General features: G+C 61.0%; 10 protein-coding genes. 8 read left to right on the top strand and 2 right to left on the bottom strand.

The window, feature by feature from the left end:
* Window positions 1-114: 114 nt before the first annotated feature.
* Window positions 115-597, bottom strand: coding sequence for a sigma-70 family RNA polymerase sigma factor (locus CKW18_RS07875; protein WP_095188324.1), 483 nt, complete (start codon window positions 595-597; stop codon window positions 115-117).
* A 321-nt stretch (window positions 598-918) separates the two neighbouring features.
* Between CKW18_RS07875 and CKW18_RS07870 the strand changes: the two genes are divergently transcribed.
* From CKW18_RS07870 to CKW18_RS07860, 3 genes are read left to right on the top strand one after another with little or no spacing between them, the layout of a single operon-like run.
* Entirely contained in the window at window positions 919-2,088 is a 1,170-nt protein-coding gene (locus CKW18_RS07870; RefSeq protein ID WP_095188323.1) for an efflux RND transporter periplasmic adaptor subunit, read from the top strand.
* Window positions 2,089-4,062 (top strand): MacB family efflux pump subunit, encoded by a 1,974-nt coding sequence (locus CKW18_RS07865; protein WP_095188322.1) that lies wholly within the window; start codon window positions 2,089-2,091, stop codon window positions 4,060-4,062. It abuts the gene before it with no gap.
* Window positions 4,063-4,069: 7 nt separating this feature from the next.
* On the top strand, window positions 4,070-5,464 hold the full coding sequence (locus tag CKW18_RS07860) for an efflux transporter outer membrane subunit (RefSeq protein WP_095188321.1): 1,395 nt from the start codon (window positions 4,070-4,072) through the stop codon (window positions 5,462-5,464).
* Between the two features lie 263 nt (window positions 5,465-5,727).
* Here CKW18_RS07860 and CKW18_RS07855 read toward each other — a convergent pair whose 3' ends face one another.
* Window positions 5,728-7,347 (bottom strand): PvdJ/PvdD/PvdP-like protein, encoded by a 1,620-nt coding sequence (locus CKW18_RS07855; protein ID WP_095188320.1) that lies wholly within the window; start codon window positions 7,345-7,347, stop codon window positions 5,728-5,730.
* Between the two features lie 252 nt (window positions 7,348-7,599).
* Here CKW18_RS07855 and pvdM point away from each other — a divergent pair, with 252 nt between their 5' ends.
* The 5 genes from pvdM (at window position 7,600) to CKW18_RS07830 (ending at window position 15,555) form a co-directional block, all read left to right on the top strand.
* Window positions 7,600-8,970, top strand: coding sequence for a pyoverdine-tailoring dipeptidase-like protein PvdM (gene pvdM, locus CKW18_RS07850; protein ID WP_095188319.1), 1,371 nt, complete (start codon window positions 7,600-7,602; stop codon window positions 8,968-8,970).
* Window positions 8,967-10,256, top strand: a complete 1,290-nt coding sequence (locus CKW18_RS07845) for an aminotransferase class V-fold PLP-dependent enzyme (RefSeq protein ID WP_095188318.1) — start codon at window positions 8,967-8,969, stop codon at window positions 10,254-10,256. The genes pvdM and CKW18_RS07845 overlap by 4 nt, the downstream gene beginning before the upstream one ends.
* Window positions 10,257-10,290: 34 nt before the next feature.
* Entirely contained in the window at window positions 10,291-11,199 is a 909-nt protein-coding gene (locus CKW18_RS07840) for a formylglycine-generating enzyme family protein (RefSeq protein ID WP_095188317.1), read from the top strand.
* A gap of 145 nt (window positions 11,200-11,344) precedes the next feature.
* Window positions 11,345-12,994, top strand: coding sequence for a cyclic peptide export ABC transporter (locus CKW18_RS07835; RefSeq protein ID WP_095188316.1), 1,650 nt, complete (start codon window positions 11,345-11,347; stop codon window positions 12,992-12,994).
* A 98-nt stretch (window positions 12,995-13,092) separates the two neighbouring features.
* Window positions 13,093-15,555, top strand: a complete 2,463-nt coding sequence (locus CKW18_RS07830; protein ID WP_095188315.1) for a TonB-dependent siderophore receptor — start codon at window positions 13,093-13,095, stop codon at window positions 15,553-15,555.
* Window positions 15,556-15,750 lie beyond the last annotated feature (195 nt).

Here is a 15,750-nt window from a genome sequence, read left to right as displayed (position 1 = left end):
ACCCCTCAACAAGGGGCAAGGAGAGCCTAAGTGACCTGACCGGCCTTGAGCAGGACAGCAGGTCGTCTGTTGAGTAGGAACGAGGACAGTGAAATAAAATTTAACGCAGACGGCTCAATGGGCATCCCATTGTTTGATGCGCAGGCGGCAATGTTTCATGGCGTTGACGATGTACTTTTCCACCAAAGCCTTGGAAATGCCGAGTTGCTCAGCGATTTCCGGGTGCGACAGACCCTCGATCTTGCGCAGCAGAAAACTTTCGCGGCACAGCGGTGACAACTCGGCCAACGCACGCTGGAGCATCGCTAGGCGCTGGCCATGATCGAGACTGCTGTGAGGCGACGGAGTGAAATAGCGCTCTTCATTGTCGAGCACTTCCAGCGGTTCGACCTGGCGCAGGGCGTTGCGGCGATGGTCATCGATAACCAGATTCAACGCGGTCCGATAGAGGAAGGCTCGGGGTTGCTCGATCGGCGTGCCGCTGGAGCGCTCCAGCACCCGCACATAGGCGTCATGCACCACATCTTCGGCAACCTGACGGTTGCCGAGCCTGGCGTTCAGGAAACACACCAGCTCGCGATAGTAGTTTTCCAACATGACTCCCGGCCGCGAAATGCGGTTTGTGTCCTTGAGCACACCGATTTACGACGGCGCAAAACGCAGTAGCAAGATAGTGGCAACTTGAGGCGCGTAATTTATAGTAATTCTCATATAGATTTAAAGTGGTGTTTGCCGTTGACCGACAAATAGTCGTGCGCTACAGCTGTAACTTCGTGTTTCCGCACTTAAATTCCCCCGCCCTTGCAACGTTTACAGGACAGCTCCCCGTGTCTGTCGCGCCCTGCGACAGCGTTCAGCGCTGCCCGAAACTGTGTGCCAGCCGAACGACGGGCCGATTTCCACTGGCCGGAACCCTGCATGAAACGTCCCCGCCCCGCCCGACGCGCCCTGCTCGTAGTCCTCTGTCTGATCCCTGTTGTCGGCTATACCGCGTGGCAAATGCTGCCGCCGGGCCGGGATCAGTTCGCCACCGTGCAAGTGAGCCGTGGCGATATCGAAAGCAGCGTCACCGCACTCGGCACGTTACAACCACGCCGTTACGTCGATGTCGGTGCGCAGGCCTCCGGCCAGATTCAGAAAATCCATGTTGAAGTCGGCGATGTGGTCAAGGAAGGCCAATTGCTGGTGGAAATCGATCCATCGACGCAAAAGGCCAAGCTCGACGCCGGCCGCTTCTCGATCGAGAACCTCAAGGCGCAATTGCAGGAACAACGCGCCCAACATGAACTGGCGCAACAAAAATATCAGCGCCAGCAAAACCTCGCCGCCGGTGGCGCAACCCGTGAAGAGGACGTACAGACCGCTCGCGCCGAACTGAAAGCCACGCAAGCACGCATCGACATGTTCCAGGCGCAGATCCGTCAGGCCGAAGCCAGCCTGCGCAGCGATCAGGCCGAGCTCGGTTACACGCGGATCTATGCGCCCATGGCCGGCACCGTGGTCGCCCTCGATGCCCGCGAAGGCCAGACCCTCAACGCACAACAGCAGACACCGTTGATTCTGCGCATCGCCAAGCTGTCGCCGATGACCGTTTGGGCCGAGGTTTCCGAGGCGGATATCGGCCATGTCAAACCGGGCATGACCGCTTATTTCACTACCCTCAGCGGCGGCAACCGGCGCTGGAGCAGCACGGTGCGGCAAATCCTGCCGGTGCCGCCAAAGCCGCTCGATCAGACCAGCCAGGGCGGCGGCAGCCCGGCCAGCAGCAAAAGCGGTAGCGCCCGCGTCGTGCTTTACACGGTTTTGCTCGACGTCGATAACGGCGACAACGCACTGATGGCGCAGATGACCACCCAGGTGTTCTTCGTCGCCAATCAGGCCAAGGATGTCCTCACCGCCCCGGTGGCGGCCCTGCAAGGCAGCGACAAAGCCGACCTGCAGACCGCGCAGGTGGTTGCCGCCAATGGCAAGATCGAGTCTCGCGAGGTGCATACGGGTATCAGTGACCGGCTCAAGGTGCAGATTCTCGATGGCCTGAGTGAGGGTGATCACCTGCTGATCGGCCCGGCTGACGGCAACGGGGGTTAAATGCAAACGCCCCTGATCGACCTGCAGGACATCCGCAAATCCTATGGCGGCGGCGACGCGCCTGAAGTTCATGTATTGCGCGGCATCGACCTGTCGATCCACGCCGGCGAATTCGTGGCGATTGTCGGTGCCTCCGGTTCCGGCAAATCGACGCTGATGAACATCCTCGGTTGCCTCGACCGACCGACGTCCGGTGAATACCGTTTCGCCGGGGAAAACGTCGCCGGCCTCGACAGCGATGAACTGGCGTGGCTGCGCCGCGAAGCCTTCGGTTTTGTGTTTCAGGGTTACCACCTGATTCCGTCCGGCTCGGCCCAGGAAAACGTCGAAATGCCGGCAATCTATGCCGGCACGCCCGCCGCCGAGCGCCATGCCCGCGCCGCCGCCCTGCTCGACCGTCTCGGTCTCGCCTCACGCACCGGCAACCGCCCCCATCAACTCTCCGGCGGTCAGCAACAACGGGTGTCGATTGCCCGCGCCTTGATGAACGGCGGCCACATCATTCTGGCCGACGAACCGACCGGTGCCCTCGACAGCCACAGCGGCAAAGAAGTCATGGCGCTGCTCGACGAGCTGGCGAGCCAGGGCCATGTGGTGATCCTCATCACCCACGATCGCGAAGTGGCGGCTCGAGCCAAACGCATCATCGAAATCCGCGACGGCCTGATCATCAGCGACAGCGCAAAGGACAATCCCCAGGCCCAGACCAGCGCCAACCCCGGCGCTCTGCAAGCGGTCGATCTGCGCAAGCGTCTGGCCGAGGGTGCCGAAGCCACCGGCGCCTGGAAAGGCGAGCTGGTCGACGCCTTGCACGCGGCGTGGCGAGTGATGTGGATCAATCGCTTCCGCACCGCGCTGACCCTGCTCGGCATCATCATCGGCGTGGCCTCGGTGGTGGTGATGCTGGCGGTCGGCGAAGGCAGCAAGCGTCAGGTCATGGCGCAAATGGGCGCGTTCGGCTCCAACATTCTGTATCTCAGCGGCTCGGCACCGAACCCGCGCACACCGCCGGGAATCATCACGCTGGACGACGTCCGCGCGGTAGCGAGCCTGCCGCAAGTGCAACGGATCATGCCGGTCATCGGCGCCGAAGCCGGCGTGCGCTACGGCAATGTCGACCACTTGAGTTACGTCGGCGGCAATGACACCAACTTCCCGGCCATCTTCAACTGGCCAGTGGTTCAGGGCAGCTACTTCACCGAGAAGGACGAACAGAATGCCTCCGCCGTGGCCGTGATCGGCCACAAAGTCCGCAACAAACTGCTCAAGGACGTCGCCAACCCGATCGGCCAATACATCCTGATCGAGAACGTGCCCTTTCAGGTCGTCGGCGTCTTGGCGGAAAAAGGCGCGAGCTCCGGTGATTCCGACAGTGACGACCGCATCGCCGTGCCTTATTCGGCAGCCAGCGTGCGCCTGTTCGGCACGCGCGATCCTGAATACGTAGCGATTGCCGCTGCCGATGCACGCAAGGTCAAGGAAGCCGAGTACGCCATCGAACAGCTGATGCTGCGCCTGCACAACGGCAAAAAGGATTTCGAGCTGACCAACAACGCCGCAATGATCCAGGCCGAGGCGCGCACGCAAAACACCCTGTCACTGATGCTCGGTTCGATTGCCGCGATTTCGCTGCTGGTCGGCGGTATCGGCGTGATGAACATCATGCTGATGACCGTGCGTGAACGGACCCGCGAGATCGGTATCCGCATGGCCACAGGTGCGCGTCAGCGCGACATCCTGCGCCAGTTCCTCACCGAAGCCGTGATGCTCTCGGTGGTCGGCGGCATCGCCGGGATCGCCCTGGCGCTGATCGTCGGCGGCGTCTTGATCCTCAGCGAAGTCGCCGTGGCGTTTTCGTTGATCGCGGTGCTCGGCGCCTTCGGTTGCGCCCTTGGGACCGGTGTTGTCTTCGGCTTCATGCCGGCCCGCAAAGCTGCCCGGCTCGACCCGGTCACGGCCCTTACCAGTGAATGATCGATCTATGAAACCGCGCCTCAGTTTGTTGACCGTTTGCCTGATCCTCAGCGCCTGCGGCAGTCCCGTGCAGCGCCCGGACAGTGGCGTGCAAGCGCCTGCTGCCTGGCAATCGCCGCACCACGCGAGCATCACTCGCAACGACCCGCAGTGGTGGACGCAGTTCGGCAGCCCGCAACTGGATCGTTTGATCGAACAGGCGCGTGTCGGCAGCTTCGACCTTGCCGCGGCGGTTGCCCGAGTGCGCCAGGCGCAGGCCAGCACGGTGATTGCCGGCGGCTCGTTGCTTCCAGAGGTCAAGGCCGGGCTCAATGCCAATCGGCAGAAACTGTTGCGTGGCAATGGCTACAGCCAGCTCGATGCCGACAGCAGTAATAAGGCTGTGGACTACTTCGATGCCAACTTGAGCGCCACGTATGAAATCGATTTCTGGGGCGGCAAACGCGCCTCCCGCGACAGTGCGCGATTTGCATTGCAGGCCAGCGAGTTCGATCGGGCGACCGTTGAACTGACCCTGCTCAGCAGCGTCGCCAGCACGTATGCGCAAACCCTGTCGTTGCGCGAGCAGAGCCGCATCGCCGAACTGAATCTGGCCAACGCGCAGAGCGTGCTGAAACTGGTGCAGACGCGGTTTGATTCGGGTTCGGCCACCGCACTGGAACTGGCACAACAGAAAAGCCTGGTCGCGGCCCAGCAACGGCAATTGCCGCTGGTGCAACAACAGGCGCAGGACGCTCTGATCAGCCTCGCCGCCCTGCTCGGCCAACCGGTACAGCAGTTGGCGGCCAACCAGGAATCGTTCGATCGCCTGCAATGGCCGGGGATTGGCAGTGGCGTGCCCAGCGATTTGCTCACCCGCCGCCCCGACATTGCCCGCGCCGAAGCGCAACTGGCCGCCGCCCGGGCCGACGTCAAAGTCGCCCGCGCCGCCATGCTGCCCACCGTCACCCTGACAGCGCAGATAGGCTCGGGGGCCAACCAGTTTGACGACTTGATCCGCAGCCCTTTCTACAACCTGACCGCCGGCCTGCTCGCACCGGTCTTCAACAACGGCCGCCTGAGCGCTGAGCGCGACAAGGCCACCGCGCGTCAGGAAGAACTGCTGCAGAGCTATCGCGGTGCGACCATCAACGGGTTTGCCGACGTCGAGAAAGCCCTCAACAGCATTCGCGGCCTCGATGAACAACGCCAGTGGCAGAGCGAAGAACTGAATCAGGCGCAGACTGCGTTCAACATTGCCCAGAGCCGTTATCAGGCGGGCGCCGAAGATTTGCTGACCGTGCTGGAAACCCAACGCACGCTGTATGCGGCGCAGGATTTGAATGTGCAGCTACGGTTGTCGCGAGTGCAGGCGAGCATTGCCTTGTACAAGGCGCTTGGAGGTGGGTGGCAGGCGCTGTAACGTCATCGCCAGTCAAACCGCTTTCGCGAGCAAGCTCGCTCCCACAATGATCGGTGGTGTTGCCACAATCTGCGACCAACACAAAAACCCTGTGGGAGCCTGGCTCGCCAGCGATGGCGTCAGACCAGCAACCACAGATGGCGCCTGATGCACCGCTATCGCTGGCAAGCCAGCTCCCACAGGTTTTGGATGCAACACAATTTCTGTGTACACCATCAAACCCTGTGGGAGCGAGCCTGCTCGCGAAGAACGGTGGCGCGGTCTCAGACCGAGGTCTGTTTCGGCTTGAGATTGCGCGCATACCACGGGCGTTGCGGCACGCGGCGGAACAGGTTGGCGAGTTTCTTTTCGTCTTCGCCGAAGGTGATGCGCAGCGCCAGCTTCATGGTTTCCGGATCCATTTCCACCGACCGGCCCACCTGCAAACCCGGCGTGATGCTGCAACCGTGGGTGTCCGGCCCCAGCCACGGATCTGCGACCTCGACCCAGCGGCCCGGCGCAAACCACTTCACACCGTTGACCTCAAGGCGCGTGACCTGACCGGGATGAAAGCGCTCGTGCGCCCGGAACCAATCTTCGATGCGATCATCGATCCAGCCATGGAAATGCCAGAACACCGGATTCACATGGGAGGAGAACGGGTCGCCGAGAAAGTCGTTTTCCGGGGCGAACCAGCGCGCGGCAAAGTCGTCCAGATCCCGCGCCATAGGCACCGGCTGACCGTTGGAAGGGTCGCGCGGCACCGACGCCCAGCGCATATGCAGCCAGTCGTGCAGGCCGAGCTCCACTTCCGAGCCGAACTGGCCCAAGGTCAATTTCGACAGATACTGCGGATCACGGTACTGCGATTCCCAGACTTCAAAATTGCTTTGATAGGTCTCGGCGGTTTTCAGGTCGCTGACCCACTGGGTGTATTCATCATCTTCAGCCGCCAGCCACGTTGGCGGCAGCGCCGTGCCATCGTGGTTGTCGAAGTAGCGCGCGAAGCCCTGGCGATCGCGGATCAACTCCGGTTGCGGCAATGGAAAGAACTGCCACGACGGCAGATCCATCATCGAGCGTGCCGTGCCGAGCATGTGCCGGTGCATGAAAAAGAAATCGATACCGGAGCCGTTACGATCCTTGTGCACGCCACGGGCGTCACGCTCCTTGTCACGCGGTCCGGGCTGCCAGCCAAGCCCGCGCAAGGCGTTGCGCTTGTCCTCGGACAGGGTGTGCCACTTGTCACGGGTGGCGTGCCAGACCTGATGGAACAGACGATGTTCCGGCGACACCAGCCACGCCAGCAACGGCGCATTCAGCGGGGTGCGTTGACGCGCTTCGGGAAACAGGCACTTCACTGCAATGAAGCGATTGTCCTCGGCCGGCAAAGCCAACGCCCGGTCGAGACGCTGCACCGTGCCGCTGAGCGTGCCACTGCCAGCGTTGCCGAAATCGGCCCAGACCTCGTCGAGGATCATGTTCAGTTCGTAATCGACGCGTCCGTCAGTACCGAGCAAACGCCAACTGAGTTTCGCAGCCTCTGCCCCGGCCAGATCGCCAAGAATTCGGTAACGAGGTGTTTCGTCACTGCGCAAACGCTCGGCGGTGTCGAGAAAGCCGTTCACGCCCCGGCCCTTCTGGCCGATGTCGAGAAACACTTCCAGCCCCTGCGCCGGCAAGCCATCCAGGCCGGCGTCAGTGCCAACGAAGCGGATCTTCCAGACCCCGCGCAAGGCGTTGGCCAGGCGCTGCCCGGCCACGTCAGCGACATCGAACGACGCCTCACCCGGAGTGATCGTCGGGTCAGGCTTCGTCCATTCACGGTGCCCGAAATAAGCCGCAGGTACGGCAGCACCGGTCAACGCCAGGCCTGCCATGAACCATCGTCGAGAAATCCTCATTGCCCTACCTGTGTCAGCCATGAAGCAGGCTTTATCCAAGCTAGAACGTTTGCTGCGCGGGTAAATTTATGTGGGTTTGAAAAGATCGCAGCCTTCGGCAGCTCCTACATGGAATGTATATCCCTGTAGGAGCTGCCGAAGGCTGCGATCTTTTAACCCGGCGACCTAAATTCCACGGCCATCCACTCGTTCTTCCCAGATAGCAAAGGCCTCTGCGCCTGTACCTCGACGGCGAACCTGACTGAGATGGCAATGACAAAACCACGTTCGAAAAAGGCTCTTTTCATTGGCCTGCCGCTGGCTCTGGCGATCAGCGCCAGCGCCGCTTTCGCGGTCTGGGATATCTGGTTCAAGGACAATCCCGGCTATCCGCACAAGGTCATGCAGCAGGCCGAAGCGCTGCACGAACACATGCTCTCGTTCGACAGTCACATCACCGTCACCCAGGATTTCGGCACCACCGGTAACGAAGTCGACAAAGACGGCAGTGGCCAGTTTGACCTGGTCAAAGCCAACCGAGGTCGCCTGTCCGGTGCGGCGCTGACGATTTTCGGCTGGCCGGAAATCTGGAACGGTGCCAACGCGCCGCACAAACCTACCGCCGGTTTCGTCGACGAAGCGCGCAATCAGCAGGAAATCCGCTACAAGATCATTTCCGGCATGGTGCGCGACTTTCCCAACCAGGTCGGGATCGCCTACACCCCTGCCGACTTCCGTCGCCTGCACGGCGAAGGCAAGTTTGCGATTTTCATCAGCATGCTCAACGCCTATCCGCTCGGCCACGACCTCAACCTGCTGGATTTGTGGACGGCGCGCGGCATGCGCATGTTTGGCTTCAGCTACATCGGCAACAACGACTGGGCTGACTCGTCGCGGCCGCTGCCGTTTTTCAATGATTCGCCGGACGCCCTCGATGGCCTGTCGGATCTGGGCAAGCAAGCGGTCAAGCGCCTCAACGACCTTGGCGTGATCATCGATGTCTCGCAGATGTCGACCAAGGCCCTTGAGCAGGTCGCGCAACTGAGCCGCACACCTTTGGTGGCGTCGCACTCGGCACCACGGGCGATGGTGGATATCCCGCGCAACCTCAGCGACAAGGAATTGCAACTGATCAAGAACAGCGGTGGCGTGGTGCAGATCGTCGGTTTCTCGCAGTACCTGCGCCCGCTGACCCAAGGCACCCAGGACAAGCTCAACGAACTGCGCAAACGCTACGACCTGCCGCCGCTGCCGAACCTGGCCATGGCGTTGATGCCGGGCGACCCGATCATCGCCGCGTGGTCCGAGCAGAAGTTCGGCGAATACGCCGGCCAGCTTTACGCCATCCTCGAAGAGGAGCCGAAAGCCAGCCTCAAGGACTTGGGCGACGCCATCGATTACACGGTGCGCAAGATCGGCATCGACCACGTCGGCATCAGCTCAGACTTCAACGAAGGTGGCGGCGTCAAAGGCTGGGAGAACGTCGGCGAAATCCGCAACGTCACCGCCGAACTGATTTCACGCGGCTACTCCGAAGCTGACATTGCCAAGCTGTGGGGCGGCAACTTCCTGCGCGTCTGGGATCAAGTCGAGAAGTCTGCCAAACCGGCGCTGGCCACTGCCCGTGATGCGGTCAAGCCATGAGTAACCGTCGTGACTTCTTGAAGCAGGCCGGGGTTCTCGCGGCGGCACTGCCACTGGGCGCGAGCCTGCCAAATGTCGCCGCTGCCACACCCGCAGCGCCCGCCACAGCGTTGCCGCGCGACAAGTGGGCGCATTTGCAGCAGCTGTTCAATCAGGATCCTGACTACCTGCACTTCTCCAATTTCCTCATCACCACACACCCGAAACCGGTGCGCGAGGCGATTGAAATGCACCGCGCCGCGCTCGATAAAAACCCCGGGCTGGCGATGGACTGGGGCGTTGGTGTGATCGAACAGCGCGAACACGATGTGCGCGTCTGGGCCGGCCAATACCTGCAAGCCGATGCCAGGCAAATCGCACTGACCGGCAGCACCACCGAAGGCCTGACGATGATCTATGGCGGCGTGCACGTGCGCGCCGATCAGGAAATCCTCACCACCGAACACGAGCATTACGCCACGCACACGATTCTGGAACTGCGCAGCGAACGCGAAGGCACCAAGGTGCGCAAGATTCGCCTGTTCGACGACCCGCAAAAGATCAGTGAAAAAGAATTGCTGGCCAATATCGACCGCAGCATTCGCCCTGAAACCCGCGTCCTCGGCATGTGCTGGGTGCATTCGGGCAGTGGCGTGAAATTGCCGCTCGGCGCCATCGGCGCGCTGGTCGACAAACACAACCGCGGCCGCAGCGATGCCGACCGGATCATTTACGTGGTCGACGGTGTGCACGGTTTTGGCGTCGAAGACCTGAGTTTCCCGGCGATGAATTGCGACTTCTTTATCGCCGGCACGCACAAATGGATGTTCGGCCCGCGCGGCACCGGCATCGTTTGCAGCCGCACGCCGGAAGTGAAATACGTCACGCCGATCATCCCGACCTTCTCCGAGGCCGAGCACTTTTCCACGACGATGACACCGGGCGGTTACCACGCGTTCGAACACCGCTGGGCGCTGACCGAGGCGTTCAAATTGCACCTGCAACTGGGCAAAGCCGAGGTGCAGACGCGCATTCACGCGCTCAACAGTTACCTGAAAAAACGCCTGTTGCAGCGCCCGCAGATCGAACTGGTGACGCCGTTGAGTGCGGAATTTTCCGCAGGCTTCACCTTCTTCCGGGTCAAGGGCAAGGACAGCGACAAGATCGCCGCGCACCTGATGGCCAACCGCGTGGTTGCCGATGCCGTGGCGCGCGATGTCGGCCCGGTGATCCGCACCGCCCCCGGCTTGCTCAACAGCGAAGCGCAGATCGACCGCCTGCTGGACATCCTCGACCAGGCCCTGTGAAGCCGATTCCTTTTTCCTTTTAGCGAGACGCGAAATGAACAGTGAATTACCTCGTTTTTCCTTGAAAGTCCTGCCTGCCCTGGTGCTCGCCGCCCTCGCCGCCGGGCTGTTGCCGAGCGCCGCTCAGGCCGCAACACCACCCGCGCCGGGCAAAGTATTCAAAGACTGCAAGGATTGCCCGGAAATGGTCGTGCTACCGACCGGTACCTTCACCATGGGCACCCCGGAAGACGAAGTCGGCCGCGAGCCTGACGAAGGCCCGATGCACCCGGTGACGTTCGCAAAACCCTTGGCCATCAGCCGTTTTCAAGTGCTCAAGGGCGAATGGTTCGCCTACCTCAAAGACACGGGCTACCAGATGCCTGACGGCGATGACCGCCCGGGTCGCGCCTGCAAGGCCGGGATCCCGGACTACCAGGGCAGTGATCCGCGCAAGCAATACACCGACCGCCACCCGGCCGTGTGCATGGACTTTGCCGAGGTCAACGCCTATGTCGCGTGGCTATCGAAAAAGACCGGCAAGCAATATCGCCTGGTCAGCGAATCCCTGCGCGAATACGCCGCCCGTGGCGGCACCAGCGGCCCGTTCCCCTTCCCGTTCGATGAAGGCAAGGAATACAGCATCGCCAAACACGCCAATACTTATGGTGCTGCCGATGGCTACAACTTCACCGCGCCGGCTGGCAGCTTCGCGCCGAACGCCTTTGGCGTGTACGACATGCACGGCAACGTCTACGAATGGACTGCCGACTGCTACAACGAAAACTACGTCGGCGCACCGAGCGATGGCAGTGCCTGGTTGACCGGCAAATGTGAATTCAAGCGCATCCGTGGCAACGATTGGGGTGAAGCTCCGGTGTTTTCCCGCTCCGGCAACCGCAATGCACTGGTGCCCGGTGATCGCGGCGACTGGATCGGCTTCCGGGTCGCCCGCGATCTGTAACGACCACGCCGCTTAAATTAACCCCCCCTCCAGTCGTTTTACAGGTGGGCGCGCTCCAAAGCGACGTGCCCCCGCCCTCTACGTCACCCAGGTGAAGGCCGCCACCGATGCCGGCCTTCGTCGTTCTTACAAGCAGGGAACCTCCATGAGCAAACCAACACGCGGGGTGATCAATGAATTGTTCACCCTGCTCAAACCCTTTCGTCTGATTGTTGCCGGCTCGATCCTGCTGGGCATGATCGGTGGCCTGAGCGTTACCGTGCTGCTGGCGACGATCAACAATGTCCTGCATGCCGAAGGCGGCCTGACCAATACCGTGGTCGCCGCATTCGCCGGGTTGTGCCTGCTGGCACTGGTCAGTTCGATTTTTTCCGACATCGGTACCAACTACGTCGGCCAGAAAATCATTGCCAAGCTGCGCAAGGAGCTGGGTGAAAAAGTCCTCTCGGCGCCGATCGAACAGATCGAACGCTATCGCAGCCACCGGCTGATTCCGGTGCTGACCCACGATGTCGACACCATCAGCGATTTCGCCTTTGCGTTCGCGCCGCTGGCCATTTCCCTGACCGTGACACTGGGCTGCATGGGCTATCTGGCGATGCTGTCTTGGCCGATGTTTCTGATGATGGTCGTGGCGATCATCATCGGCACTGTTGTTCAGTACATCGCTCGCGGCCACGGCATCAAGGGGTTCATGGAGGCCCGCGATTCCGAAGACGAACTGCAAAAGCACTACAACGCGATTGCCGAAGGTGCCAAGGAGTTGCGCATTCATCGTCCGCGCCGGCACCGGATGTTCGTCTCGGGTATCGAGCACACCGCCGACAAGATTTGCGACACGCAGATTCGCTCGGTGAACATTTTCGTGGTCGCGAAAACATTCGGTTCAATGCTGTTTTTTGTCGTGATCGGTTTGGCGCTGGCCCTGCAGTCACTCTGGCCGAGCACTGACAAAGCGGTGATGAGCGGCTTCGTGCTGGTGCTGCTGTACATGAAAGGACCGCTGGAGCATCTGATCGGCACGCTGCCGATTGTCAGCCGCGCGCAGATCGCCTTCCGCCGTATTGCCGAGTTGTCGGAGCAGTTCTCCTCGCCAGAGCCGCACCTGCTGCTCAGCGATCAGGGCAACCGCAAAACCCCGGTGCTCAGCCTGGAACTGACCGACGTCGCCTACAGCTTCCCGGCAGTCGAAGGGGCCACGCCGTTCCGCCTGGGGCCGGTGAACCTGAAGATCGATCAGGGCGACATCATTTTCATCGTCGGTGAAAACGGCTGCGGCAAGACCACCCTGATCAAGTTGCTGCTGGGACTTTACGCGCCGCAGCAGGGTGAAATCCGCCTCAACGGGCAAGTGGTCACCGCCCTCACCCGCGACGACTACCGCCAATTGTTCACGACGATTTTCGCCGACTACTACCTGTTCGACGACGTGGTGCAGGGCGACACGCATATTCCCGAAGACGCCAACCAATACCTGCAACGCCTGGAAATTGCGCACAAGGTCAGCGTGCGTGACGGCTCGTTCACCACCACCGATCTGTCGACCGGCCAGCGCAAGCGGCTGGCATTGGTCAATGCGTGGTTGGAGGAGCGTCCGGTGCTGGTCTTCGACGAGTGGGCCGCCGATCAGGACCCGACCTTCAGACGGATTTTCTACACCGAGCTGCTGCCCGATCTGAAGCGCCTGGGCAAGACCATCATCGTCATTTCCCACGATGATCGTTATTTCGACATAGCCGACCAACTGGTGCGCATGGAAGCGGGAAAAGTGATCACGGAGCTGCAAACAGCGTAAATAGCCACAATTCTCATTCCGGTTTTTTGAGTGTCGTGCGTCTAATTAAGAATCGCTAACAACTACAACCCATTAAAAACCTGCAAGAGTGAAACACCATGCCAGCAATTCCGGGGATACCACGTTTTACCAAGGCGCTGATCATGCGTCGCATGTTGCAACCTGGCTTCAGTGCCACCGCCTTCAGCCTGGCACTCGCCTTGCCGTTCAGCGCGCATGTACAGGCTCAGGAAGTCGACCTCAATATCCCTGCACAATCGCTGGCAAGCGCACTTCAGGCCTTGGGTACACAATCGAACATGCAGGTGCTGTATAGCGCCGATGATGTGCAGGGCCTGCGCAGCCAGGCCGTGAGCGGCCGCTTATCGCCGTCGCAGGCACTGGCGCAGATGCTGGTGGGGACCGGCGTCATGTTCACCGTGCAAGACAACACCGTGACTCTGCGTGCGCGCTCTTCCGGTGATTCGCTGGAACTGGGCGCCACCACCATCAATGGCAAAGCCGTTGAATCCGCCTATGGCCCGGTCGATGGCTATGTCGCCACCCGCAGCGCCACCGGCACGAAGACCGACACGCCGATTCTGGAAATCCCGCAGACCATCAACGTTATCACCGCCGAGCAAGTACAGACCCAGGGCGCGCGCAACCTGACCCAAGCGCTGCGCTACACCCCCGGCCTGAACGTGGGCGGGTTCACCGACCGCAACGCCATCGCCGACGAAATCACCAGCCGTGGCTTCGCGCCGACCCCGCTGTACCTGGACGGCGCTTACCTGCCTTACGCCGGCAGCCTGGGCGGTGCACCGCAAATCGACCCGTACACCCTCGAGCGAATCGAAGTGCTCAAGGGCCCGTCGTCGGTGCTCTACGGCCAGAACCAGCCGGGCGGCATCATCAACATGGTCTCCAAGCGTCCGACCACCGAGCAGCGCAACCAGGTCAAACTGGGTGCCGGCAGCTACGACCGGGTCAACGGCGCGTTCGACACCAGCGGCCCGATCGACGATCAGAAAGAATTCACCTACCGCGTCATCGGCGTTGGCAAGAAAGGCGGCCAACAGGTCGATCACACGCACAGCGAGCGCATGTTGCTGGCGCCCAGCCTGACCTGGACACCCAACGACGACACTTCGCTGACCCTGCTTGCGCAGATCCAGCGTGACGACGGTCTGGAAGACTATCAGGCGCTGCCGATGATCGGCTCGCTCAAGCGCGGCCCGAACGGCGAGCGCATCGACCGCGAGTTTTTCTCCGGCGACACCAAATACAACGATTACAAGCGTGATCAGTACGTCTTTGGCTACGACTTCAGCCACAACCTCACCGATGACTTGAAGTATCGTTCCACCGCGCGCTATACGGACGTACGTGACCGCTACAAGGGCTTCTACCTGCGCAGCTTCGTCACCGATGATGCTGGCGTGACCGATTACACCCGGGCCAACCGCGTGAAACTCGACTGGCGTCAGCACAACACCGCGTACACCATCGATAACAACCTGGAATACAAATTCAACACCGGCGCGCTGGAACACACGACGCTGATGGGCGTCGACTATCGCCACTTCAACCGCAAGTACGACGGCTACAACGCCTACAACGTGTTGCCGATCAACCTCTACGGTGCGAACAACAACTACGACACCAGCAGCGTGACGCCGCAACTGGACACCAAATGGGACAACACCATTCGCCAGACCGGTGTGTACCTGCAAGACCAGATCAAACTGGACAAGTGGATCCTGACCATCGGTGGCCGCCAGGACTGGGCCGAAGTGGAAAACAAGGACCTGCTGGCGCGGACTGTCGAAGAGAAGCGTGACCACAAGTTCACCAGCCGCGTGGGCCTGACTTACGTCACCGACTTCGGCCTGGCGCCGTATGTCAGCTACTCCGAATCGTTCCTGCCAACCCTCGGCACTGCAGCGCCCGAGCGTGGCGGCAAGGGCTTCGAGCCGACCGAAGGCCAGCAGTACGAAATCGGTGTGAAGTACCAGCCGTTCGACCAGACCCTGATCACCGCCTCGGTGTTCCAGATCAAGCAGAAGAACGTGCTGACCGGCGACGTCGAGTACCCACAGTATTCGGCCCAGACCGGTGAAATCCGCTCGCGCGGCGTCGAACTGGAAGTCAAATCCACCTTCAACAACGTCGACGTGATGGCGGCCGCCAGCTACCTCGACTCGTTCTACACCAAGGACGCCTACGGCAACAAAGACAATCGCAGCGAATCCCAGGCCCCGGTCTCGGCACTGGTCTGGGCCAACTACCACTTCACCCAGGCATCGCTCAACGGCCTGACCTTCGGCGCGGGCGCTCGCTACACCGGGCGCAAACCGGGGGATGCGGCCAACTCGTTCGACGTGCCGTCGTACGTTGTCTACGACACCACCGTCAGCTACGACATGGGCAAACTGTCGCCTAGCCTGCGCGGCGTGCAAACCAGCGTGAACGTGCAGAACATCTTCGACCGTGAGTACATTTCGGACTGCAACTACTCGTTCGGTTGCTACTACGGCCAGGAGCGTGTTGCATCGGTTGAAGTGTCTTACGACTGGTAAGCCACACAGCCAACAAAAAACCGGGCGATAGCCTAATGCCAGTCAGTTAAGCTGACTGGCATTTTTGTTTTTGATCGGATACTTCGGCGATTTGAGCCTGATTGCCCGAGGATAAATGCGCTCCTCGCGTCGATGTGGCAGGACATAATGCGGGGCTGAGGCATGCAACTCTGCGAGATATTTGGGGATGTTCCC

The sequence above is a fragment of the Pseudomonas sp. Irchel 3E19 genome, from assembly GCF_900187585.1.
Taxonomy (GTDB): domain Bacteria; phylum Pseudomonadota; class Gammaproteobacteria; order Pseudomonadales; family Pseudomonadaceae; genus Aquipseudomonas; species Aquipseudomonas baetica.
The sequence above is the reverse complement of the archived record's forward strand: the minus strand, read 5'-3'. Positions and strand labels throughout refer to the sequence as shown.